This is a genomic window from Catellatospora bangladeshensis (assembly GCF_016862575.1).
In the GTDB taxonomy this organism is placed as follows: Bacteria; Actinomycetota; Actinomycetes; order Mycobacteriales; family Micromonosporaceae; genus Catellatospora; species Catellatospora bangladeshensis.
On the sequence record NZ_BONF01000063.1, the window covers coordinates 20,852 to 41,965 of the forward strand.

Consider the following 21,114-nt stretch of genomic DNA (forward strand, 5'->3'; position numbering starts at 1 on the left):
CCCGTAACGAAGAAGGGGCGTCCTCCCGGCCGGGAGGACGCCCCTTTCACGTGCGGGTCAGTACTGCATGACGCAGTACACGACCGTCGGATGCGTGAACCGGTACCACCGGTTCCACTTGTAGTCCTTGGTGCACTTGTTGCCGTTCGAGGCGCCCGGCACGATGTCGATCACGTGCACGGTGCCCTTCGCCTTGCACTTGGCCGCTGCGGTGACGAAGCCGCTGCCCTTGGCGAACTGGTAGCAGTAGGTGCGCACCAGGTGCAGTTGCAGGCAGAGCCGGTAGCCGTCCACCGTGATGTACGGCCCCGCCGGGTCCGAGCAGCTGTTCCGCTTGTAGTCCACCGACAGCACCCGGTACGTGCCCTGGGAGCCGTTGCAGTTGCCCACCCCGAGGAACGTGCCGCTCGCGTCGACGGAGATGCAGTCACCGATCGAGACGGGCGCGGGCGGCGGCGCGGCCTCCGTGGTGGGCGGCGGCGGGGGAGGGGAGTACGTGTACTCCGACTGCGCCGCGGCGGGCGTGCGCGGCGACGGGTCGTCGCTCTTGTTCGCGCTGTACAGCACGAACCCGCCCACGCAGAGCCCCGCCAGGCACAGCACCAGGACACCGGCGATCACGCCGATGATCAGGCCGGTGTTGCTCTTCTTCGGCGGCGGCAGCGGCGGGAACGGCGGCGGAGGCGGCGGGAACGCGCCCGGCGGCGTCGGGGGGCCGGGCGGGCCCGGCGGGGGTGGCAGCGTCACCCGTGGAGTGTTCCACGGATCATCAAGCGCCACCGAAACGGAGGTCCACAACAGACGGACTCCTCCGCGCGGGTGAGCCGCCCGCTCACCCGCGCGAGCGATCACTTCTCCCAGCTCAGCACGCAGGATCGAGGCACCACGAACCAGGGAGAGAAGATGACCATCGCACGTGCCCTCGTCGCCGCGCCGCTGCTCCTGCTGGCCTACGGCGTCATCCGCATCATCGACGGCCTGGACGGCGTACGCGGACCCGGCGTCGCCTGGACCACCGGCCACCTCGCGTTCGTGCTCGCGCTGGCGCTGTTCATACCGATCATGTGGACGATGCGGCGCCTGGCCGGGGCCGGGCGGGCCGCCACGGCCGCGGCCGTGACCGGGTTCGCCGGGATCGCGGCGCTGACCGTGCAGTTCGGCATCGACCTGGTGCTCGGCTTCCTCGCGGACGACAAGGCCGAGATGAGCGCCATGGCCCGCTCGATCATGGACCTGCCCGGCGTGACGCCGGTGGTCTACACGTTCGGCCCGATGCTGTTCTACGTCGCGCAGGTGTGGCTGGTCGTCCAGCTCGCGGTGCGCCGCCAGGTGAAGGTGTGGACCCCGGTGCTGGTGCTCACCGACATGATCCTGCCGTTCGTCGACAAGGACCTCATCCCCATCGGCGCGATCTGCCTGCTGATCTCCTTCGTGCCGCTGATCCGCACCCTGCGGGCGGGCGAAACGGCCGGGACGGCGACGCCCGGCCGCACCGGCAACGCCGCGGACACCGCGGACCGCACCGGCGCCGCGCGGCCGGCTTCGGTGGCCTGAGCGTGCGTGCCGAGGACGTCCGGCGGGCGGCCACCGTCCGCCGCTGTGGCTGGTTAGGCTGGGCGACCATGCGACACGACCGGTGGCGGGACCTCGGCCTGACCGCCCTGGTGCTGTTCGCCCAGTCGGCGCCGTTCCTGGTGACGCGCCCGAGCGAGGGCGCTGGATGGCCCATGGTGTCCTGGCTCCCGGTGGTGCTGTCGGCGCTGCCGGTGGCCGTGCGGCGGCGGTGGCCCGCGAGCTGCCTGCTGCTGTCGGCGATCGGTGTCGGCCTCTACGGCCTCGCCGAGACCGCCCCCGCCCAGCCCATCTGGTACGGCCCGCTCATCTGCATGTACGCGGTGGCGTACCAGTCCACCCGCGTGATCCGGATCGCCTCGCTGGCGGTCACCGCCCTGGGCATGCTGCTCACCATCGGCTCCCTGAACACGGCGGTACGCGAGCTGTCCACCTGGTCGGCCGCGTACGCCCTGGGCGCCCTCACCCGGGCCCGCCGGGAGACCGCGCTCGCCGCCGAGCGTCAGGCCGCGGAGCTGGCCGCCGCACGGGAACGCGCCCGCATCGCCCAGGACCTGCACGACATCCTCGGCCACGCGTTCAGCCTGATGGTGGTGCAGGCCGAGGCGGGCGCGGCGATCGCCCGCACCGACCCGGACCGCGCCGAACGCGCCTTCGACGCCATCTCCACGGCCGGCCGCGACGCGATGACCCAGCTCCGCACGACCGTCGGCGCGCTGCGTGAGCCCGGCCGGGCGCCGCAGCCGACCCTGGCCGACCTTCCGGAGCTGCTGCGGCAGGTGGAGGACGCCGGGCTCGCCGCCCGCCTGGCCGAGCACGGACCACGGCGGCCGGTGCCCGCCCAGGTGCAGCTCGCGGCATACCGCCTGGTCCAGGAGGCGATCACGAACGTGGTCAAGCACGCGGGCGCGACCTCGGTCGAGGTCGTGCTCGACTGGCGGCCGGGGGAGCTGGCGGTCACGGTGATCGACGACGGGCGCGGCCCCGATCCCCGGCGGACCGGCGGGCACGGCCTGACCGGCATCGCCGAGCGGGTCGCCGCGGCCGGCGGCCGGGTGGCGCACGGGCCCGCACCCGCGGGCGGATTCCGGGTGGAGGCGGTGTTCGGATGATCAGAGTGGTGGTCGCCGACGACCAGGAACTGGTCCGGGCGGGGTTCGCGACGATCCTGTCGGTGCAGCCGGACATCGAGGTGGTCGCCGAGGCGGGCACCGGCCGCGAAGCCGTCGCCGCGGTCGAGCGGCACCGCCCCGACGTCGCGCTGCTCGACATCCGCATGCCCGGCCTCGACGGCATCGAGGCCGCCCGCCTGATCTGCGCGGACACCGGCACCCGCGTGATCATGCTGACCACGTTCGACTCCGACGAGTACGTGTTCGCCGCGCTGCACGCCGGGGCCAGCGGCTTCCTGCTCAAGGACGTACGCCGCGACGACCTGCTGCACGCCGTGCGGGTCGTGCACGACGGGCAGTCGCTGCTCGCGCCCGGCGTCACCCGGCGGCTGATCGACGACGTGCTCGCCGTGCACCGGCGCGAGGGCCGCGCGCACGTGCGCCAGGTGCCGGGGCTGGACCAGCTCACCGACCGCGAGCGGGAGACGCTGGTGCTGCTCGGCCGGGGACTGTCCAACGCCGAGCTGGCCAAGGCCCTGTTCGTCACCGAGAACACGGTGAAGACGCACGTCAGCAACGTGCTGAGCAAGCTCGGCCTGCGCGACCGGGTGCAGGCGGTGATCTGCGCGTACGAGTCGGGCCTGATCGCGCCGGGCGGCTGACCGGTTCCTGCCATGAGTGATCTCCAGCAGCTCTTGGCCGGGCGGCGATCGGCATGGATGATTCCCGGCGTGGTGTCGGCGGAGGGAGCACGCGGGTGAGGGCGATCGTCGCGAGTCCGGCTTCGTGGTGGCGGCTGGCGCTGGTCACCGTGGGCGTGCTGGGGCTGCTGTCGGGCACCCACCGGCTGACCTTCTACACCAGCCAGACCACGGTCGTCGCGCTCGGCTACTTCGGCGGCGTCCTGTACTGGTCGGTGCGCCGCGGCACGAGCGACCCGGCCGCGCCCCGGCTGCGCGGCGCGGTCACCCTCTGGATCATGATCACCATGCTGGTGTCGCACTTCGTGAACAACCACGGGGAGAACCCGCTGCCCGGCCTCGCCGACCCCGACCCGGCGACGGCGCTGGTCAACCGGTCCACGTTCCTGCTGCACTACGTGCTGCCGCTGATGGTGCTGGCGGACTGGCTGGCCTTCGGGCCACGCCGGGTCACCCGCTGGAGCGACCTGCCCCTGTGGCTGATCTGGCCGACGGCGTACGTGGTGCTGTCGGTGTTCCGCGCGTTCGCCTTTCCCACAGCGGAGAACCGCTACCCGTACGGGTTCCTCGACCCGACCGAGGGCGGCTACGGCTCCGTCCTCATCGGGGTGCTGCGCCTCGCCGTCGGCATCGCCCTGCTCGGCGCCGCGCTGATCGGCGTCGACCGGCTGCTCGGCCGCGGATCCGGCCATGCGGACCGCCCCGAGGAGGCAGCGGAGCCCTCCGTCAGGATCTCAGCCGCCTGACGGGTGCCGCGTTGCACCGGGCGGGACCGGATCAGCCCTCGCCGTGGTGCACCGCCCCGTCAGCGCTCCTCGCCGGGCTGCGCCCGTTCGCGGCGGAGCTGTTCCAACATGGCGGTGTCGGAAGCGAGGTCAGGGTGATCGACCTGGCGATCGAGGTCGACTACCAGCTCAAGTTCGTGGATCGCGCGGTCGAGATCCCCGTTTGCCCGGCAGATCATCGCGATGTTGTACCGGGCGATCGTCTCGCTGGCGCGATCACCGATCGCCTGAAGTATGGGAAGGGCCTGCTCTATGTGGTACGAAGCCTGCCGCAGGTCGCCTAGCCGGTGGTGCGCGCCGCCGATGTTGGTGAGCGAGGTCGCCTCGCCGGCGCGGTCACCGACGTCCCGCTGGATGGCCAGTGCCTGCCGGAAGTAGGTCAGGGCCCGCCGCGGATCGTCGCTGCTGTACACGATTCCGATGTTGTTGAGGGTGGTCGCCTCGCCGGCGCGGTTGCCGACCTCCTGCATGATGGGCATGGCCCGCTGGTAGTAGGCCAGGGCCTGCGTCTGGTCGCCCAGTCTGTAGTGCACGCTGCCGATGTTGTTGAGCGTGGTCGCCCCGCCGGCACCGTCACCGATCTCCTGCTGGATGGACAGAGCCTGCTGGTAGTAGGCCAGGGCCTGCTGCCGGTCGCCGAGCCTTTCGTACACGTTGCCGATGTTGTTGAGCGTGGTCGCCTCGCCAGAGCGGTCACCGACCTCGCGCGTGATGGGCAGTGCCTGTTCGTAGTAGCTCAGGGCTTTTCGTCGATCGCTCAGCCGGTGATGCACGCCGCCGATGTTGTTGAGTGCGGCGGCTTCACCGGGGCGGTCGCCCTTCTCCCGCCGGATGGCCAGGGCCTGCTCATAGTTGGCCAGGGCCTCCCACGGCCGCCCGGTGGAGACCAGGGCCCAGCCCAGGTCGTGGAAGGCGGCGGCATCGGGGCCGAGCGTGAGCGTCGCTCGCGCCAGGGCCGCCGTGTCGGCGAAGCGCGACCTGACCATCCACAGCCCGGCGACCCGGTTTCCGACATCCCGCGCGATCAACGGCTCCCGGCCGGCCACCGCCAGCCGGTGCACCTCCACCCAGCGCGAGACCGTCGCCGTAGACCCGTGCGGAGCCGGTCGGGTCCGGTCCGCAGCGGGACCGCCGTGTACCGCGGCCTCCGAACCATCCGTCAAGGTCGGCCCTTCCTGCCCGCCGCGCTCGATGCCGGAATGATCACCGGCTGATTCATGCCGGACTGGTCGCGTTCGCGGCGTACCTGTTCGAGCATCGCGGTGTCGGCTGCGATGTCACGGTGATCGACCAGGCGGTCGAGATTGACGACCAATTCGAGCTCGCCGATCGCCCGGTCCAGATGCCCGCCCGCCCGGTGGATCATCGCAATGTTGTACCGGGTGACCGCCTCGCCCGCCCGGTCGCCGACCTCCTGCCGGATGGGCAGGCTCTCCTCGTAGCAGGCCAGGGCCCGCTGCAGATCGCCCATGCCGTGGTACACGCTGCCGATGTTGTTGAGGGTGACCGCCTCGCCGGCCCGGCCGCCGGTTTCGCGCAGGATGGGCAGGGCGTGCTCATAGCAGGCCAGGGCTTGCTGCAGCTCGCCCAGCCCATGGTGAACGCTGCCGATGTTGCTCAGCGTGGCGGCCTCGCCCGCCCGGTCGCCGACCTCGCGGCGGATCGGCAGGGCCTGTGCGTAACACGCCAGGGCCTGCTGCCGGTCGCCCAGCGCGTTGTACGCCAGACCCATGTTGTTGAGCGTCGCCGCTTCATGGGCGCGGTTGCCGATCTCTCTCAGGATGGGCAAGGCCTGGGCGTGGAATGCCAGAGCCCGCCGCTCTTCGCCCAGCCCGTGGTACACAGTGCCGATGCTGCTGAGGGTGATCGCTTCTCCGGCGCGGTCGCCGACCTCCCGCAACATGTGCAAGGCCTGCTCGAGGTAAGTCAGGGCACCTCGCTCGTCACCCCGCGCGTGGTGAACGCTACCGATGTTGCTGAGCGTGACCGCTTCGCCGACGCGGTCGCCTACCTCCCGCAGGATGGGCAGGGCCTGCTCGAAGCAGGCCAGGGACTTCCGGCGATCACCGAGCCCTTCGTACACGTTGCCGATGTTGTTGAGCGTGGCCGCCTCGCTGGCATGGTCACCGGCCTGCCGCATGATGGCCAGGGCTCGCTCGTAGTAGGCCAGGGCCTGTTGAGGCCGCCCGGTGGCGGCCTCCGCCCAGCCCAGAAAGTAGAGGGCGCCCGCGTCCGGGCCTAGGGTCAGCGTTGCCCGCGACAGCGAAGCCACTGCGGCAAACCGTGACCAGCCCAGCCACAGCACGGCGAGGCGGCTCCCGACCTGCCGGGCGATCACCGGCTCGCGGCCCGCCACCGCCAGCCGGTGGACCTCCGCCCAATGGGCTAGCGAGGTCATGACACGGTCTCGGACTGCGCCGGTTCCGTGACCCAGAGCTTGTGCAGGGACCGGGCCGCTGCGGCGCAGGCTTCGACGTACTCCTCCTCGGTGAGCAGGGGACGGATGAGCGGCCGCAGCACGTTGGACACGTAGTAGCGGGGCTGGCGGCTTTCCGGGTCGGTGCCTTCCTCGATCAGGCCGAGTTCGGCGGCCCGCCTGACATGGCCTGGCGCGTCGGGATGCTCGTGGATGGCGTACACCGTCTCGGCGGGGATGGGCAGTTCGACGACGTTGACCTTGGCGAGCATCCGCTGCAGCTCGGCAGGCTGTGAACTCAGGAGGTTCTTGGCGAGGATGGTCTCCCGCCGGAACTTGTCCGCCACGTTCTCGATGGCGGCGAGCAGGCCGTCGACGTCGAGGGTGGCATCGGCGACGATCCGGTCGAGCCAGTCGAGCAGGCGGGGGTTGCCGGCCGCCGCCTCGATGGCGCGCTGCCGGATGGAGAGGTCGAGGTGGGACCCGGGCCGCAGGTTCCGCAGGTTCGTGATCTTCTTGATCTGCTCGACGGTGGTGAGCGTCTCCAGCGCCTCCACGACCACGGTGGTCGCGGCGGGCGCGGGGAACCGGTAACGGCTGGTGATGATGACCCGGCTGGGGCTGCCCGTGTCCCGGATCGCCTTGAGCAGTGCCGGGAGTATGTCGGCCATCTCGTTGGAGAGCACGTAACCGCCGTCGCGCTTGTCGAGATTGCCCTCCTCGAAGTCGTCGAAGACGAACAGGCAGGGCGTCTTGCCGAGGGGCCCGTTGACGTCGAGCAGGTGCCGCAGCCGGACCGCGAGGGGGGCCTGCTCGTTGTCGAGCAGCTTGGCCGCCTCGATCTGCTGATCCATGGTGGGGAAGGCGACTTTGGCGGTGAGCTCGCGGAACTTGGTCAGGTCGACCTTGCCGTACCAGACGGCACGCTGGTGGGTCGGCATGCGCTCCAGCAGCCGGGAGGCGAGGCTGCTCTTGCCGAGACCACCCATGCCGTGCAGGACCAGCGCTTCGGCGGCACCCGGGGTGCCGTGCGGTTGCTTGAGGGTACGCAGGCAGCGCTGGATGTTGCGGCGCCGCCCGACGAAGGCGGTGCGCGAGGCGACCCGGGACAGCTGCGTCTGCGGGTCCAGGAACTCCTGGTCGGCCCCGCGGATCGGGATCCAGGCACGTCCCCTGGTGTTCAGCGGAGTGACCATGGTCGTGAAGGGCGACCTGTCGGCGTATACGCGCAGCAGGTGCCAGTTGCTGCTCTTGGCGGCGTACAGCTGCCGGCGGGCTTCGATGACGGCCCGGTCCAGCGGCTCCCCGCCGGCCAGGGCCTGGTAGAGGTGGGCGGCGAACACGGTCGCGGAGACGTCGCCGACCGGCAGCGCCCAGCCGAGAACAGTGGGCGCTCCCGCGCGCACCAGGCTCTCGCTCATCGAGGGGAACGTGCCGCCGTCGGGGGCGTTGCCGGTGAGGCAGCCGGACAGGAAGACCAGGCGGGGCCAGTGCCCGGACATGGCGTCGGCGATCTGATCGGCGGTGACGGTGTTCAACCGGCCTAGCTCGTCCTCCGCTAGGAAGGTGGGCTGCCCGTCCTGGCTGATGGTGGCGTGCCCGCTGAGGTGCAGGACGTCGAAGTACCCGGCGCCGTAGTCGCGGCTGAGGAAGCGCAGGCCCTCCAGGGTGCCGCTCTCCTCGACGACCAGCTCGGTGCCCGTGCGCGAGGTCGCTTCGAGGATGGCGGACTCCTCCGCCTCGTAGCTGAGCACGGGCTCGACGCCCTCCGGGGAGGTGGCCATGAACAGCACTCGCAGCGGGCGGTTGGGGAGATCGGCAGAAGCCGGGCGGGCGGTGTTCGCGCCGATGGCCCGGACCGGCAGCAGCGGCGAGCGGCCGGCGACCGTCAGGTATGAGCCGTCTCGGGCGAGCAGCTCCCACGGCAGGTGCCGCAGCCGCTCGGCTGCCGTGATGCGCAAGATGGTGCCCTGCGGGCTCTCCAGCACCGGGCCCAGCCATCGCTCGTCGCCGTCGAGGAAGGCGAACAGCTTCGCCCCGAGCTCCCCGAGCTGCGGCGAGCCGAACACCCGCTGGGCGATCGCGTGCTGGCTGTAGTCGCGCTCCACGGCCCCGATCAGCTGCTCGACGGCGGCCTTGTCCAGGCCGCGGGTCTTCGGCGTACCTTCGCCGATGTGCAGCCGGAGCTCGCAGTAGTCGGAGGTCTGCTCGAAGACCTCGAGGTGGAAGGTGTTCATGGGGATCGTCTCCTCTCAGCGCCGCGATGCGGCGCGCTGGAAGACGATCTCCAGCTCCGCTTCGCTGACCACGGATACGTCGACCTGGGCGCCGTCGGAAACCAGGATCGTGACGGTGATGCCTTCCGGGCGGCGCGAGTGCCACCAGTCCCGGATCGTCTTGGCTGTCTCGACGCCCGCGAACACGAGCCCGATGACCGCGACCACCAGCTCCGCCGACCGCTGCAGCTCCACGGGCGACACGCTGTCGCCCGGCCGGACGTTCGCGACAAGGGTGGCGCGCAGCTCTGCTGCCCAGGCAGCCGCATCCGCTCCCGACACCTCGACGGTGGCAGTGCTCATCGCCTCTCCTTCATCACCTGCTGGAGCTGACTGAGGAACGCCCGCATCCGGCCGATCTCGGGGTGCATCCCCTGCTCGGCCAGCTTGACGGCGCGACGCAGGTGGATGAGGGCGTCGTCCACCCTCGCGATCCGCATCAGCATGACGGCCAGGTTGAAACACGCTGTCGCCTCCGACCCGCGGTCACCGATGGCGCGGAGAATGCCGAGCGCCTGCGTCATGGCGCGCACCGCGCCGTCGGCATCCCCCTCGCCGAACCGGATCAGGCTGATGTCGCGGAGGGTGGCCGCTTCGCCGGCGCGGTGGCCGACCTGCCGCAGCGCGGTGACGGCCTGCTGGTAGTGGCGCAGTGCCTGCTGCGGGTCGCCCGCTTCGGCATACAGGTCGCCGATCTCGTTGAGTGTGGCTGCTTCGCCGGCCCGGTCGCCGACTTCGCGCCGGATGGGCAGGGCCTGCTGGAAGCAGGCCAGTGCCTGCTCCCGGTCACCTTGATGGCGGTACACGCAGCCGATGTTGTTCAGCGTGGTCGCCTCGCGAGCGCGGTGGCCGACCTCCCGCAGGACGGTCAGGGCTCGCTCGTAGCACGTCAGGGCTTGCGCCCAGTCGCCCAGCCCGTCATGTATACCGCCGATGTTGTTGAGGGCGGCCGCCTCGCCGGACCGGTCGCCGACCTCCTGGAGAAGGGGCAGCGCGCGCTGATAGTAGGCCAACGCGTCCGGCCGCTCGCCCAGTCCGTGGTGGGCGAGGCCGATGTTGTTGAGCGTGGTCGCTTCTCCGGCGAGGTCGCCGACCTCCCGCATGAGATCCAGGGAGAGCCGGAAGTAGGCCAGGGCCTGCTGCGGATCGCCCAGGCTGTTGTACACGAGGCCCATGTTGTTGAGCGTGGTCGCCTCGCCCGCGCGGTTGCCGATGTCCCGCCGGATGAGCAGGGCCTGGTGGTAGTAGGCCAGGGCCTGCTGCCGGTCGCCGAGTTCCTTGTGGATGTCGCCGATGTTGTTGAGGGTGGCCGCCTCGCCCGCGCGGTCGCCGTGCTCCTGGAAGATCGGCAGCGCCTGCTTGTAGTGGGCCAACGCTCGCCGCCGGTCACCCAGCTGGTCGTACACGAGACCGATGTTGCTCAGGGTGGTCGCCTCGCCGGCCCGGCTGCCGACCGCCCGCACGAGCAGCAGGGCTCGCTTGTAGCACGCCAGAGCCTGCTGCGGCGCACCGAGGTCGGTGTACGCACTGCCGATGTTGTTGAGCGTGGCTGCTTCACCGACCTGGTCGCCGTCCTCCTGCATGAGGGCCAGTGCCTGGTGATTGATGTCCAGTGCCTGCCGGGATCGCCCCGTCGAGGACAGCGCCCAGCCGAGGTAGTAGAGCGAAGGCCCGTCCGGGCCGAGGGTCAGCGTCGCCCGTGCCAAGGCCGCCACGTCGGCGAACCTGGATCTGCCCAGCCAAAGCTTGGCGAGCGGTGCGCAGACGGCTTTGGCGATCACCCGTTCCCGGCCGGCCACCGCCAATCGGTGCACCTCCGCCCAGTGGGCGGCGGTCGCGGTGGACCGGATACGGGCCGGCTGTTCCTCCTGCCCGGCCGGCGTGCCGTAGGCCGCCGCATCTGTACCGTCCGTCAGTACCGGCACTTTCCGCCTCAGCTCGCTGATGCCCGGCGTGGGCAGTCCTCCTGGTGTCACCGTCAACTGACGGACAGGGTCACCCGTATGGGTCAGCGGATGCGCTCGAACTCCAGGAAGCGGTATTCGACCAGGTCGTGCAGCAGCACCCACTGCAGCGCGTCGCCGCCGACCAGGGACTGCCAGTACTCCCCGGACAGCCGCAGCGGCCGCCCCGCCGCGACCAGGGCGCTGATCCACCGGTCCCGCGTCCGCCGCAGCTCCAGGTACGGCGTCAGGTCGATGTCGCGCACCAGCGTCAGCCCGTGCCCGGCGGCGAGCGTGCGCACCTGGTTGACCGTGATCAGCGACGACGCGTGCCACCCGTCCCGGAACTCCTCCAGCCGTCGCGCGGCCCGGGCCGAGGCCGGCGGCGACTTGGAGGCCAGGAAGTCGTCGCAGATCGCCAGCCGCCCGCCGGGCCGCAGTGAGCGCGCCGCCTCCCGGAAGTACCCGTCGGCGTCCGGGCTGTGCAGGAAGGCCTCGATGGAGAACGTGAGATCCGCCTGCCCGGCCAGGTCGTCGGGCAGCGCGAGGTAGTCGCCTTCGCGGACGCGTACCCGGTCGGCGGCTCCCGCCCTGGCGATCAGCTCGGCTGCCCGCGCGGCCTGCACCGGGCTGAGGGTGATGCCGTCGCCGCTGAGGTCGGCCCGCTCCGCGAGGTAGAGGAGGCTGGCCCCGAGCCCGCAGCCGAGGTCCACGACGTCGGCTCGCCGGTCCACGTTGGACAGGATGTCCAGCAGGAGTTCGTCGACGTGATGGAAGGCCGCCTCGCGCGTCTCCACTCCCGGGCCCCAGACGGCGCGGTGGATGGACGCGCCGCCCTGCCCGAGCCGCTCGAAGGCGGCCGCGTTGCGATCGTAGTAGCGCCGCACCCGGTCCCTGCGCGTCGCCGTGTCGGGCTGAGAGGTCATGGCCGGGTACTTTAGACCAGTTCCGCCACCCGCGCCCGGCGGGCGTATCGATGCTGGTCAGCGCCGGATATGCGAACCGGTCCCGGTGCCCGCGCCGAGGAGCGGGGTCACCGGGACCGGGGTTCGAGGGGGCGACGGTCAGCCGGCGACGCCCACCGGCTCGCGGGCCGCCTCGGCCTGGCGCAGTTTCTCGCCCTCGACGTCCACATCGGGCAGTACGCGGTCCAGCCAGCGCGGCAGCCACCACGCCCCGCGCCCGAGCAGCGACATCAGCGCGGGCACGATGGTCATCCGGACCACGAACGCGTCCACCAGCACGCCGAACGCCAGCGCGAAGCCGATCGACTGGATCAGCGTCTCACCGGAGAACACGAACCCGCCGAACACGCTGATCATGATGATGGCCGCGGCGGTGACCACCCGGGCGCCGTGCCGGAAGCCGGTGACGACCGCCTCCTTGGCCGGGGCGCCGTGCACGTAGTCCTCGCGCATCCGGGTCACCAGGAACACCTGGTAGTCCATGGCCAGCCCGAACAGGATGCCGATGAGCAGCACCGGCAGCATGCTCATGATCGGCCCGGTCTGCTGTACGCCGAACAGGTCGCCCAGCCAGCCCCACTGGAACACGGCCACCACCGCGCCGAACGTGGCCGCGACGCTGAGCAGGAAGCCGAGCGTGGCCTTGAGCGGCACCAGGATGGACCGGAACACGAGCAGCAGCAGCAGGAACGCGAGCCCGACCACGATCGCCAGGTACGGCACGAGCGCGTCGTCGAGGGTGGTGGACACGTCGATGGCCAGCGCGGTGACGCCGGTGACCGCGATGGTGGCGCCGGTGCCCTCGGTGATGCTGCCGGCGCGGTCGCGGATGGTGTGCACCAGGTCGGCGGTGGCCGGGTCGTTAGGGCCGGTCTTCGGGATGACGGCGAGCAGCGCGGTGCGGCCGTCGGGGCTGACCCCGTTGGGCGCCGCGTAGAGCACGTTGTCCACGCCGGACAGCTTCATCGCCAGTGCGCCCGGCACCTGCTGCGGGTCGGCCCCGGCGGGCAGGTCGGCGACGACCACCAGGGTGCCGTTGAAGCCCGGCCCGAAGCCGGTGGTCATCAGGTCGTACGCCTTGTGCTGGGTGGTGTCGGCGGCCTGCATGCCGTCGTCGGGCAGGCCGAGACGCAGGTCGGCGGCCGGGATGGCGAGCACGCCGAGCGCGGCGACCGACAGCAGCAGCGCGGGGACGCGGAACCGGACCACGAGCCGTGCCCAGCGCTCGCCCAGCGGCACCGGGCCGCTGTCGGACTCGGGGTCGGGCGTGGTGCGGCCGAACAGGCGGCCCTTGATCAGGCGGTCGCCGGTGAAGCCGAGCAGCGCGGGCAGCAGGGTGATCGCGACCAGCACCGCCACCGCGACGGTGCCCGCGGCGGCCAGGCCGAGGCCGCGCAGCAGCGGGATGCCGACCACGGAGAGCGCGGCCAGCGCGATGATCACGGTGAGGCCGGCGAAGACCACGGCCGAGCCGGCGGTGCCGACGGAGCGTCCCGCGGCCTCGGGGCCGTCCTTGCGGACCAGCAGCTCGTGCCGGTAGCGGGAGACGATGAACAGCGCGTAGTCGATGCCGACGGCGAGGCCCAGCATCAGCGCGAGGATGAGGCTGTTGGAGTTGAGGTCCGCCCAGCGGGCCGAGATGGCGACGCCGGCCAGGCCGACGGCGATGCCGGCCAGCGCGGTGAGCAGCGGCAGGCCCGCCGCGACGAGCGAGCCGAGGGTGACCACCAGGACGATCGCGGCGATGGCGATGCCGATGACCTCGACGATGCCGGTCTTCGGGTTGGCCCGCAGCGCGTCGCCGCCGACCTCGACGGCGAGCCCGGCCTCCCGGGCGGTGGCGGCCGCTTCGAGCAGCGCCTCGCGGTCGGCGTCGGTCAGCTCCATGCCCTGCACGCGGTAGCTGACCTGTGCGAAGGCGTAACGCCCGTCGGGGGAGATGGACTTCGCCGTGTACGGGTCGAGCACCCGCGCGACCTGCGGCTCGTCGCTCAGCTCGGACACCACGCGGCCGATGGCGGCCTGCACGTCGGGGTCGGCGACGGTCTTGCCCTCGGGCGTCTGGAAGACCACGCGGGCGCTCGCGCCGCCGACGTGCGCCTCGGGGAAGCGCTCGGCGAGGCGGTCGATCGCCTGCTGCGCCTCGGTGCCCGGGATGCTGAAATCGTTGCTCATCTTGCCGGAGAGCGTCGCCGCACCGGCGCCGGCGAGGGCGAGCAGCAGCACCCAGACACCTAGCACCAGCCAGCGACGGCGGTATGAGAACCGGCCGATCCGGTAGAGGAAGGTCGCCACGTCGTGGACTCCAAACGGGGAAGGGTGACTGTCATCACGACGAAACGCGCTGTTCACACGCGCGGGGGAGTCGCCGTATCCGGCTCGGACACTAGCCGTTCGTCAAGGAGTGAGCAAGCCGATCGGCAAGGAGTGAGCAAGACGATCGGCAAGTTTTCAGCTTGACGTTCGGCAGGTTTCCAGCTTGCCGTGCGGCTGGGCGAGAGCTTGCCGATCGGCTAGCTTTGACGCGGACGAGGGACTGGCCTTACAGTCTTTGATCTGGTAAGGAGTACGCCGTGACCGCTGTGGCACAGGAACGCACGCGGCAGCGCCTGCTCGACGAGGCCTGCCGGCTGTTCGCCATGCACAGCTTCGCGGGCACCTCGCTGCAGATGATCGCGGACACCCTCGGTGTGACGAAGGCCGCCATCTACCACCACTTCAAGACCCGCGACGAGATCCTCACCGCGGTGATCCAGCCCGCCATCGAGGAGCTGCGCACCGCGATCGCCGTCGCCGAGGTGCAGCGCACCCCCGCCGCCCGGGCCGACGCCATGCTGAGCGGCATGGTCGACCTGACCGTCAAGCACCGGGCGCTGATCGGCATGATCGGCATGGACGCCGGGGTGACCAGCGCGCTGCAGAGCCACCCGGACATCGTCGAGCTGATCCAGCGCCCCGCCGAGCTCATGCGCCTCGACGGCACCCCCGGCGCCGAGATCAACGCCACCATCGCGCTGGCCGGCATCGCCACCGCCGCCTCGTCGCCCGTGCTGCAACACCACGACCAGGCCGAACTCCGCGAGCACCTGCTCGCCGCCGGCCGCCGCGTCCTCGGCCTCCGCACCCGCCGCTCCTGAGCCTCCCCGCGCACCGCCGCCTGCCCCGCCCCGCGTCGCCCGAGGTGCAGTTTCGGGGAAACTGCACCTCTTCGCGGTCTCCGAGCTGCAGTTTCCCCGAAACTGCGAAGGACCCGCGGCGCGGGAGGCCGGCCCGAACGCAGCCTGGACGAACGCTGTGCGCGAATCGGGCAGATCGCGCCACGGCGGGCCGGATCGCCGCCGGATTGCCAGGATCGGTGCAGGTTGTCCGGGCACGGTTCCGAGGTTCGCCGGTCAGCGTCGAGGCACACCGATCGCAAGGAGGCGAAACGAACATGGTGAAGCTCTCGAAGAAGACGCTGGTCACGGTGGGCGCGGCCGGGGTGCTGGCGCTCGGTATCGCCGTACCCACCGCGGCCATGGCGGCCGACCGGGACACCGGCAGCAGCTCGGCCCAGCAGGGCAGGCAGGAACATCAGCAGCAGTTCGCCGCGGCGCTGGCCAAGGAGCTGGGCGTGGACGAGGCCAAGGTCACCGCGGCCCTGGAGAAGGTGCGCACCCAGCTGCACCCGGACGGGAAGAGCGGCGAGAAGAAGAACGGCTCGGCCGACCGCACGGCGCAGCTCAAGGAGCGGCTGGCCGCGGCGGTCAAGGAGGGCAAGCTGACCCAGGCCGAGGCCGACGCGATCAGCAAGGCCGCCGAAGCCGGTGTGCTCGGCGGCCACACCAGGGGGTCGGACCGGAACTCCTCCGGCCGGTCCGGCGAGTGAGCGTGCGGCGGCGCCGGAAGAGGTGCCGGCGCCACCGCACCTCATGGGGGTGATGAGGTAGTGCTCCGCCACGGGCGGCGGCTTGCGGGATGTAGGGGCGTCCCGGAAGCCGCCGCCCGTCCCCATGCGCCGTTCGCCGCCGCGCAGCCGCCGTTGGGCGCAAAGTCCACCCGAACGCATCGATAGCCGCCGGTACGCCGCCGCGTCGGCCTTAGGCTGCCGCGCGGGAGCCGAACGGACCGCACCGGGATCGCGGCCGTCTGTCAGCTGCCGAGGGCACCCCGCCGTGCGACGCGGGGACGGCAGAGCTCGTCCGCGCAGGCGCGGCAGATCCGCCCTGCCTGCGCACCCGTTTCGAGGAGCGCAAGCTCATGAAGCTACGCAAGGCTCTCTACGCCGTGTGGGCGGCGCTGGCCGCCGTCATCGCGGCAACGGTGGTGATGGTGGCGTCGCCGGCCGCGCAGGCCGCCACGCTCACCGAGGTCACCAACTTCGGCGCCAACCCCGGCAACCTGCGCATGTACCTCTACGTGCCGAACAACGTCGCGCCCCGGCCCGGCCTGCTGGTGGCGGTGCACTACTGCACCGGCAGCGGCCCGGCGTTCTACAGCGGCTCGGACTTCGCGCGCCTGGCCGACCAGTACGGCTTCATCGTGGTCTACCCCTCGGTGACCGCCAGCGACGGCTGCTTCGACGTGGCGTCCAGCGCGACGCTCACGCACAACGGCGGCGGCGACTCGCTGAGCATCGTGTCGATGACGAAGTACGTGCAGCAGAACTACAACGCCGACCCGAACCGGACCTACGCCACGGGTGTCTCGTCCGGCGCGATGATGACCAACGTGCTGCTCGGCGCGTACCCGGACGTCTTCAAGGCGGGCTCGGCGTTCGCGGGGGTGCCGTTCGCCTGCTTCGCCGGGTCGAGCAAGTGGAACAGCCAGTGCGCGCAGGGGCAGCTCATCCGCACCGCGCAGGCCTGGGGTGATCTGGTGCGCAACGCCTACCCCGGGTACACCGGGGCGCGGCCGCGGATGCAGCTGTGGCACGGCACCAACGACGAGATCCTGCACTACAACAACTTCGGCGAGGAGATCAAGCAGTGGACGAACGTCCACGGCCTGAGCCAGACGCCGACCACGACCGACACCCCGCAGTCGGGCTGGACCCGCACCCGCTACGCCAACGGCTCCGGCCAGGTGATGGTGGAGGCGATCAGCATGGCGAACACGTCGCACAACCTGCCGGTGCAGTACGCCGCCGCGGTCGCGTTCTTCGGCCTGAACACGACCAGCCCGTCGCCGTCGGCGTCCCCGTCGCGGCCGCCGTCGCCGAGCCCCTCGGTGTCGCCGTCCACGCCGCCGTCGCCGAGCCCGTCCAGCCCGCCGCCGCCCGGCGGCTGCACCGCCACGTTCACCGTCGCCAGCCAGTGGGGCGCGGGGTATGTGGCGGCGGTGCGGGTGACCGCAGGTTCGTCGGGGACCAACGGCTGGCGGGTCACGCTGCCGCTGCCGTCCGGCAACACCGTCGTCAACTCCTGGAACGGCCAGTTCAGCGGAACCACGGGCACGATCCAGGTGACGAACGTCAGCTACAACGGCCGCCTGAGCGCGGGCGGTTACACCGAGTTCGGCTACCAGGCCAACGGCGCGGTCCCCAGCCCCGCCCTGACCTGCACCGCGCTCTGACCTGACGCTCCATGACGAGAGCGCCCTGCCACGCTCCACGACAGGCAGGGCGCTCTCGCCACGCAGCGGGTCAGCAGCCCTCGGGGAGGGTGAAGCGGTAGCCCCGGGACTTCAGGACGGGGATGACCTGGTCGACGGCGTCGACGGTCTGGCTGCGGTCGCCGCCGCCGTCGTGCATGAGCACCACCGCGCCGGGCGTGACGCCGTCCAGCAGGCGGCGGGCGAGTTCCTCGGTGCCCGGCGGCTCCCAGTCGGTGATGGCCAGCCGCCAGCCGAGCGGGCGCATGCCCAGCGACGCGGCGACCTGCGGCGACCCGCCCCACGCGCCGAACGGGGCGCGGAAGTACGGGATGCGCGCATGCGGCACGGCCCTGCGGATGGCGGCACTGGCCTGTTCGAGGTCGGCCCGGATCTGCTCGGGGGTCAGGGCGCTCAGGTCGTCGTGGTGCATGCTGTGGTTGCTCAGTGTGTGCCCCGCGGCGGCGATCCTGCGCACCACGTCGGGGTGCTGCTCGACGTGGTCGCCCCAGAGGCAGAAGACCGCCTTGACGTGGTGCTCGCGCAGCACGTCGAGCAGGCGCAGGGTGTCGGCCGGGTTGGGGCCGTCGTCGAAGGTGAAGCTGACCACGTCGCCGTGGCCGCGTGCGCTGTCGATGATGTCGGCGTACGAGGGCATGCGGTGGCCTTTCCGGGACTGGCTCCATTCGCCACAGTCATTCTTTGGCGGGCGTTTCCGCAGCGTCAACAACTTCCGGAAACTTTCGCGCATCGGATCGAGCGATCATGTGTCGTGGCAATCCAACGCCTGCCTGATGGCGCACCATCGTGGAGGGATCTCGGACGGATCGTGCCCCGAAAGTTTGCGATAATCATTGACGGCCCCGGATGGCAGGGGCAATACTGCGGACGCGTCCGGGCCGTCCGAGGGGCCCGGCGACGGCGGCGTTGCGACCAGGTGTGGTCGGCGGAGTAGGGCCTTCCGGCCGCATCCGCGGCGTTCGGCGTCACGCCTCATCCGGGGGCGGAGCAGAAGAAGGGGCCGGCCCACCTCACGGCGGACCGGCCCCGAACCCTGCGGTGCCGGTTACCGGCGCGGCCGCTGCGGGATGCGCGGCAGCACGTACGGCGCGCCGCTGTAGATGAGGTCGCCCTTCATCAGGTTGTACGCCCGCTTCGGCTGGTAGTTCTCGTCGTAGATGTTGGCCAGGCCCTCGCTGCCGAACCAGTTGGGCACCCACGAGTACTTGTCGGTGAAGCCCCACACCGTGAACGACAGGCAGTGCCGGTCGGCCAGGCAGGCCTGCAGCAGCACGCTGTAGTTCGCGGCCGACGCCTGCAGGCGCGGGTTGATCTCGTTGGAGTCGCCGTTCTCCATCGCCTCGGTGATCTGGCTGCGCACGTCGACCTCGGTGAACGCGGTGGCCAGGCCGAGGTCGGCGAACTTCTTCAGCGCCGCGGCGACCTGGAGCGTGTCGAAGTTGCCGTACTGCGTGCCGAGGTGGCCCTGGCTGCCGACGCCGTCGATCGGCACGCCGGCCGCGAGCAGCTGCTTGGCCATGTCGTACACGAACTGGGTCTTGTCGTTGGCCGGGTCGCCGGAGCCGAACGCCTCGATGTTGTAGTCGTTGTAGAACAGCAGCGCCTTCGGGTCGGCGGCGCGGGCCCAGCGGAACGCGTCGGCGACGTAGTCAGGGCCCAGGTGCTGCGCCCAGAAACCCTTGTAGTGCAGGGTGGACGGGGTGTCCCAAGGGTCGCTGACGGCCTCGTTGACCACGTCCCACTGCCAGATCTTGCCCTTGAAGTGTTTGACCACGTTGGTGATGTGGTTCTTGAGGATGTCGCGCAGCTCGGCGGTGCTGATCGAGCCGTCGGCCACGCCGGAGGTGAGCCAGCCGGGCAGCTGGTTGTGCCAGACCAGCACGTGGCCGCGTACCCGCTGGTTGTTCTGCTTGGCGAAGGCGATCAGCTCGTCGGCCGGGCCCCAGTTGTAGACGCCGCGGGTGGGCTCCAGGCTCTCCCACTTCATCACGTTCTCCGCGGTGACGGTGGAGAACTGCGATGCGGTGAGCTGCCGGTACTGCGGGTCGGCGGGGTCGTTGAGCGCGGCCATGTCGACCGCGGTGCCGATGAAGAGGTCGTGGCGCATGCCGAGGGTACGCAGGCTCTGGTCGGCCGGGTTCGGCTGGTGACCGGCCGTGGCGGGCAGCGTGTTGAGCGCGCCGAGGGTCGCGACCGCGGCCACGCCGGTGGCGATCCACCGTCTGAGCAACATGAGCGTTCCTTCCGTGAGGACGGTCGACGGGGTGTCGACGGAGGTGCACGGGGGATTGCGTGGTGCGTGGGCGTCGCGGACCGCGAGGGCACGAAAGGGGCGGTGCGGTCCGATCGGGAGCGACGCCGAGAGTTCCGGAATCTGTTCCGTAACTTGGCCGGAACATTACGACCGCCGATGCGGGTCGTCAACCGGAGGAAGTTCCGGAAATAGCAGTCCGGTGCCGTGACGCGCCCACGTCACGGCACCGGAAGTTTCAGTGTTCCAGGTAGGTGGCGTGGTCGAAGTCGGCGTACACGCCGTCGTTGCCGAGGTCCTGCACCCACAGCCCGAGGAACGCGCCGGTGAAGCCCCACGCCGCCGGCTCGCCGTCGATGATCAGGGCCGCGTGCTCGTCGGACAGGATCGTCGCGTCCAGCTCGACCGGCAGCTCCCGCCAGCCGTCGCCGAGGTCGTAGGCGAAGCGCACCACCGGCCCGTCATACGCCGCGCGCAGCCCGACCCGCCCGGCCGTGCTCGCGTCCACGGTGAGCTCCGGGTAGACCGTGCGCCGGCCGCTGTCGGAGCTGAGCAGCTCCAGCACCGCCCGGCCGTCGTCGGCCCGCGTCAGGTAGAGGTAGTACCAGTTCAGCGTGTTGTAGTACGCGGTGATCCCGGCCAGGTGCCGGTGGTCGCGCGGGTCGAACTCGACGGCCGTCTCCAGCGAGCACCGCTCGGCGCCCACCCGCCGCGCGACCAGGCTCGGGGTCTGCTTGCCGACCGGCGACTGCCCGCCGCGCACGCGCAGGTGCGAGGGGCGCGAGCGCAGGTCGATCCAGTCCGGTGTGGCGGGACGGCGCAGCGTGGACCAGCAGACGGACAGCGCCGGGCCGTCGAAGTGGTCGGTGGCGGGCTCGTCCGGCCAGGGGTGGGCGGGCAGGTCGGGGGCCTGGTACTCGTCGGCGGGGATGCCGCCGGGGACGCTCGGCCAGCCGCCGTCGGGCCAGTCCACCCGCTGGATCGCCGTCTCGCGGCCCAGCACGCAGTTGCCGCGCGGCCCGTACGGGCGTGCGACCAGGTGCGCCAGGTACCACTCGCCGCCCTGGGTCTGCACCAGGCTGCCGTGCCCGGCCTTCTGCAACCGCAGGTCGGGCCGGTCCACCGAGGTCAGCAGCGGCCCGGCCGGGTCCACCTCGTACGGCCCCAGCAGGTTGCGCGAACGCGCCACGGTGACCTGGTGCTCCCAGCTGGTGCCGCCCTCGGCGGTGACCAGCCAGTACCAGCCGTCGCGGCGGTACAGGTGCGGGCCCTCGGTCAGCCCCGCCGCGGTGCCCCGGAAGATGATCTGCGCGTTGCCGACGAGCTGCCGCTTTTCCCGGTCGTAGCGCTGGATCTCGATGCCGCCGAAGCGGTCCCGGCCCGGCCGCCAGTCCGCGCTCATCGACAGCAGCCAGGTGGTGCCGTCCTCGTCGTGGAACAGGGCGGCGTCGAACCCGTGCGAGTGCAACGGCACCGGGTCCGACCACGGCCCGCTGATGTC

18 protein-coding genes are annotated in these 21,114 nt (G+C 71.2%); 7 read left to right on the forward strand and 11 right to left on the reverse strand.

The genetic code is table 11. The annotated features are described in order from the left end of the window. Positions 1–57: 57 nt before the first annotated feature. Complete coding sequence (locus Cba03nite_RS37795; protein WP_203757098.1) at positions 58–747, reverse strand: hypothetical protein; 690 nt, start codon at positions 745–747, stop codon at positions 58–60. A 156-nt stretch (positions 748–903) separates the two neighbouring features. Here Cba03nite_RS37795 and Cba03nite_RS37800 point away from each other — a divergent pair, with 156 nt between their 5' ends. The 4 genes from Cba03nite_RS37800 to Cba03nite_RS37815 all read left to right on the forward strand — a co-directional run bounded on the left by Cba03nite_RS37800 (position 904) and on the right by Cba03nite_RS37815 (position 4,131). After that, positions 904–1,554, forward strand: a complete 651-nt coding sequence (locus Cba03nite_RS37800; RefSeq protein WP_203757100.1) for a hypothetical protein — start codon at positions 904–906, stop codon at positions 1,552–1,554. A 68-nt stretch (positions 1,555–1,622) separates the two neighbouring features. Continuing rightward, positions 1,623–2,684, forward strand: a complete 1,062-nt coding sequence (locus Cba03nite_RS37805; protein WP_203757102.1) for a sensor histidine kinase — start codon at positions 1,623–1,625, stop codon at positions 2,682–2,684. Then, the gene (locus tag Cba03nite_RS37810; RefSeq protein ID WP_203757104.1) at positions 2,681–3,346 is read left to right on the forward strand and encodes a response regulator; all 666 of its coding nucleotides are present in this window, start codon (positions 2,681–2,683) and stop codon (positions 3,344–3,346) included. Before Cba03nite_RS37805 ends, Cba03nite_RS37810 begins: the two co-directional genes overlap by 4 nt. 95 nt (positions 3,347–3,441) lie before the next feature. Next, positions 3,442–4,131, forward strand: coding sequence for a Pr6Pr family membrane protein (locus tag Cba03nite_RS37815; RefSeq protein ID WP_203757105.1), 690 nt, complete (start codon positions 3,442–3,444; stop codon positions 4,129–4,131). Between the two features lie 59 nt (positions 4,132–4,190). On the opposite strand, the gene Cba03nite_RS37820 is transcribed toward Cba03nite_RS37815, so the two are convergent. The 7 genes from Cba03nite_RS37820 to Cba03nite_RS37850 form a co-directional block, all read right to left on the reverse strand. Further along, positions 4,191–5,237, reverse strand: a complete 1,047-nt coding sequence (locus Cba03nite_RS37820; RefSeq protein ID WP_203757107.1) for a tetratricopeptide repeat protein — start codon at positions 5,235–5,237, stop codon at positions 4,191–4,193. Positions 5,238–5,329: 92 nt separating this feature from the next. Beyond that, entirely contained in the window at positions 5,330–6,568 is a 1,239-nt protein-coding gene (locus tag Cba03nite_RS37825; RefSeq protein WP_203757109.1) for a tetratricopeptide repeat protein, read from the reverse strand. Beyond that, complete coding sequence (locus Cba03nite_RS37830; RefSeq protein WP_203757110.1) at positions 6,565–8,823, reverse strand: CHAT domain-containing protein; 2,259 nt, start codon at positions 8,821–8,823, stop codon at positions 6,565–6,567. The genes Cba03nite_RS37825 and Cba03nite_RS37830 overlap by 4 nt, the downstream gene beginning before the upstream one ends. Positions 8,824–8,838: 15 nt before the next feature. Beyond that, positions 8,839–9,165: a hypothetical protein gene (locus tag Cba03nite_RS37835; RefSeq protein WP_203757111.1), complete on the reverse strand. Its 327-nt coding sequence runs from the start codon at positions 9,163–9,165 to the stop codon at positions 8,839–8,841. Further along, the gene (locus tag Cba03nite_RS37840) at positions 9,162–10,787 is read right to left on the reverse strand and encodes a tetratricopeptide repeat protein (protein WP_239126320.1); all 1,626 of its coding nucleotides are present in this window, start codon (positions 10,785–10,787) and stop codon (positions 9,162–9,164) included. The genes Cba03nite_RS37835 and Cba03nite_RS37840 overlap by 4 nt, the downstream gene beginning before the upstream one ends. Positions 10,788–10,870: 83 nt before the next feature. After that, positions 10,871–11,731, reverse strand: coding sequence for an SAM-dependent methyltransferase (locus tag Cba03nite_RS37845; RefSeq protein ID WP_203757112.1), 861 nt, complete (start codon positions 11,729–11,731; stop codon positions 10,871–10,873). Positions 11,732–11,869: 138 nt separating this feature from the next. Beyond that, positions 11,870–14,065, reverse strand: coding sequence for an MMPL family transporter (locus tag Cba03nite_RS37850; RefSeq protein ID WP_203757113.1), 2,196 nt, complete (start codon positions 14,063–14,065; stop codon positions 11,870–11,872). Between the two features lie 278 nt (positions 14,066–14,343). Here Cba03nite_RS37850 and Cba03nite_RS37855 point away from each other — a divergent pair, with 278 nt between their 5' ends. From Cba03nite_RS37855 to Cba03nite_RS37865, 3 genes are all read left to right on the forward strand, one after another. Then, on the forward strand, positions 14,344–14,907 hold the full coding sequence (locus Cba03nite_RS37855; protein ID WP_203757114.1) for a TetR/AcrR family transcriptional regulator: 564 nt from the start codon (positions 14,344–14,346) through the stop codon (positions 14,905–14,907). A 296-nt stretch (positions 14,908–15,203) separates the two neighbouring features. Beyond that, the gene (locus Cba03nite_RS37860) at positions 15,204–15,638 is read left to right on the forward strand and encodes a hypothetical protein (RefSeq protein ID WP_203757115.1); all 435 of its coding nucleotides are present in this window, start codon (positions 15,204–15,206) and stop codon (positions 15,636–15,638) included. A 371-nt stretch (positions 15,639–16,009) separates the two neighbouring features. After that, positions 16,010–17,323 (forward strand): extracellular catalytic domain type 1 short-chain-length polyhydroxyalkanoate depolymerase, encoded by a 1,314-nt coding sequence (locus tag Cba03nite_RS37865; RefSeq protein WP_203757117.1) that lies wholly within the window; start codon positions 16,010–16,012, stop codon positions 17,321–17,323. Between the two features lie 70 nt (positions 17,324–17,393). Here the strand turns inward: Cba03nite_RS37865 and Cba03nite_RS37870 are convergent, their stop codons facing one another. The 3 genes from Cba03nite_RS37870 to Cba03nite_RS37880 all read right to left on the reverse strand — a co-directional run. Continuing rightward, entirely contained in the window at positions 17,394–17,999 is a 606-nt protein-coding gene (locus Cba03nite_RS37870; protein ID WP_203757119.1) for a polysaccharide deacetylase family protein, read from the reverse strand. Between the two features lie 408 nt (positions 18,000–18,407). Beyond that, entirely contained in the window at positions 18,408–19,595 is a 1,188-nt protein-coding gene (locus Cba03nite_RS37875) for an endo-1,4-beta-xylanase (RefSeq protein WP_203757121.1), read from the reverse strand. Between the two features lie 256 nt (positions 19,596–19,851). Then, a partial coding sequence (locus Cba03nite_RS37880) for a glycoside hydrolase family 43 protein (RefSeq protein ID WP_203757123.1) occupies positions 19,852–21,114 on the reverse strand: 1,263 nt, incomplete at its 5' end.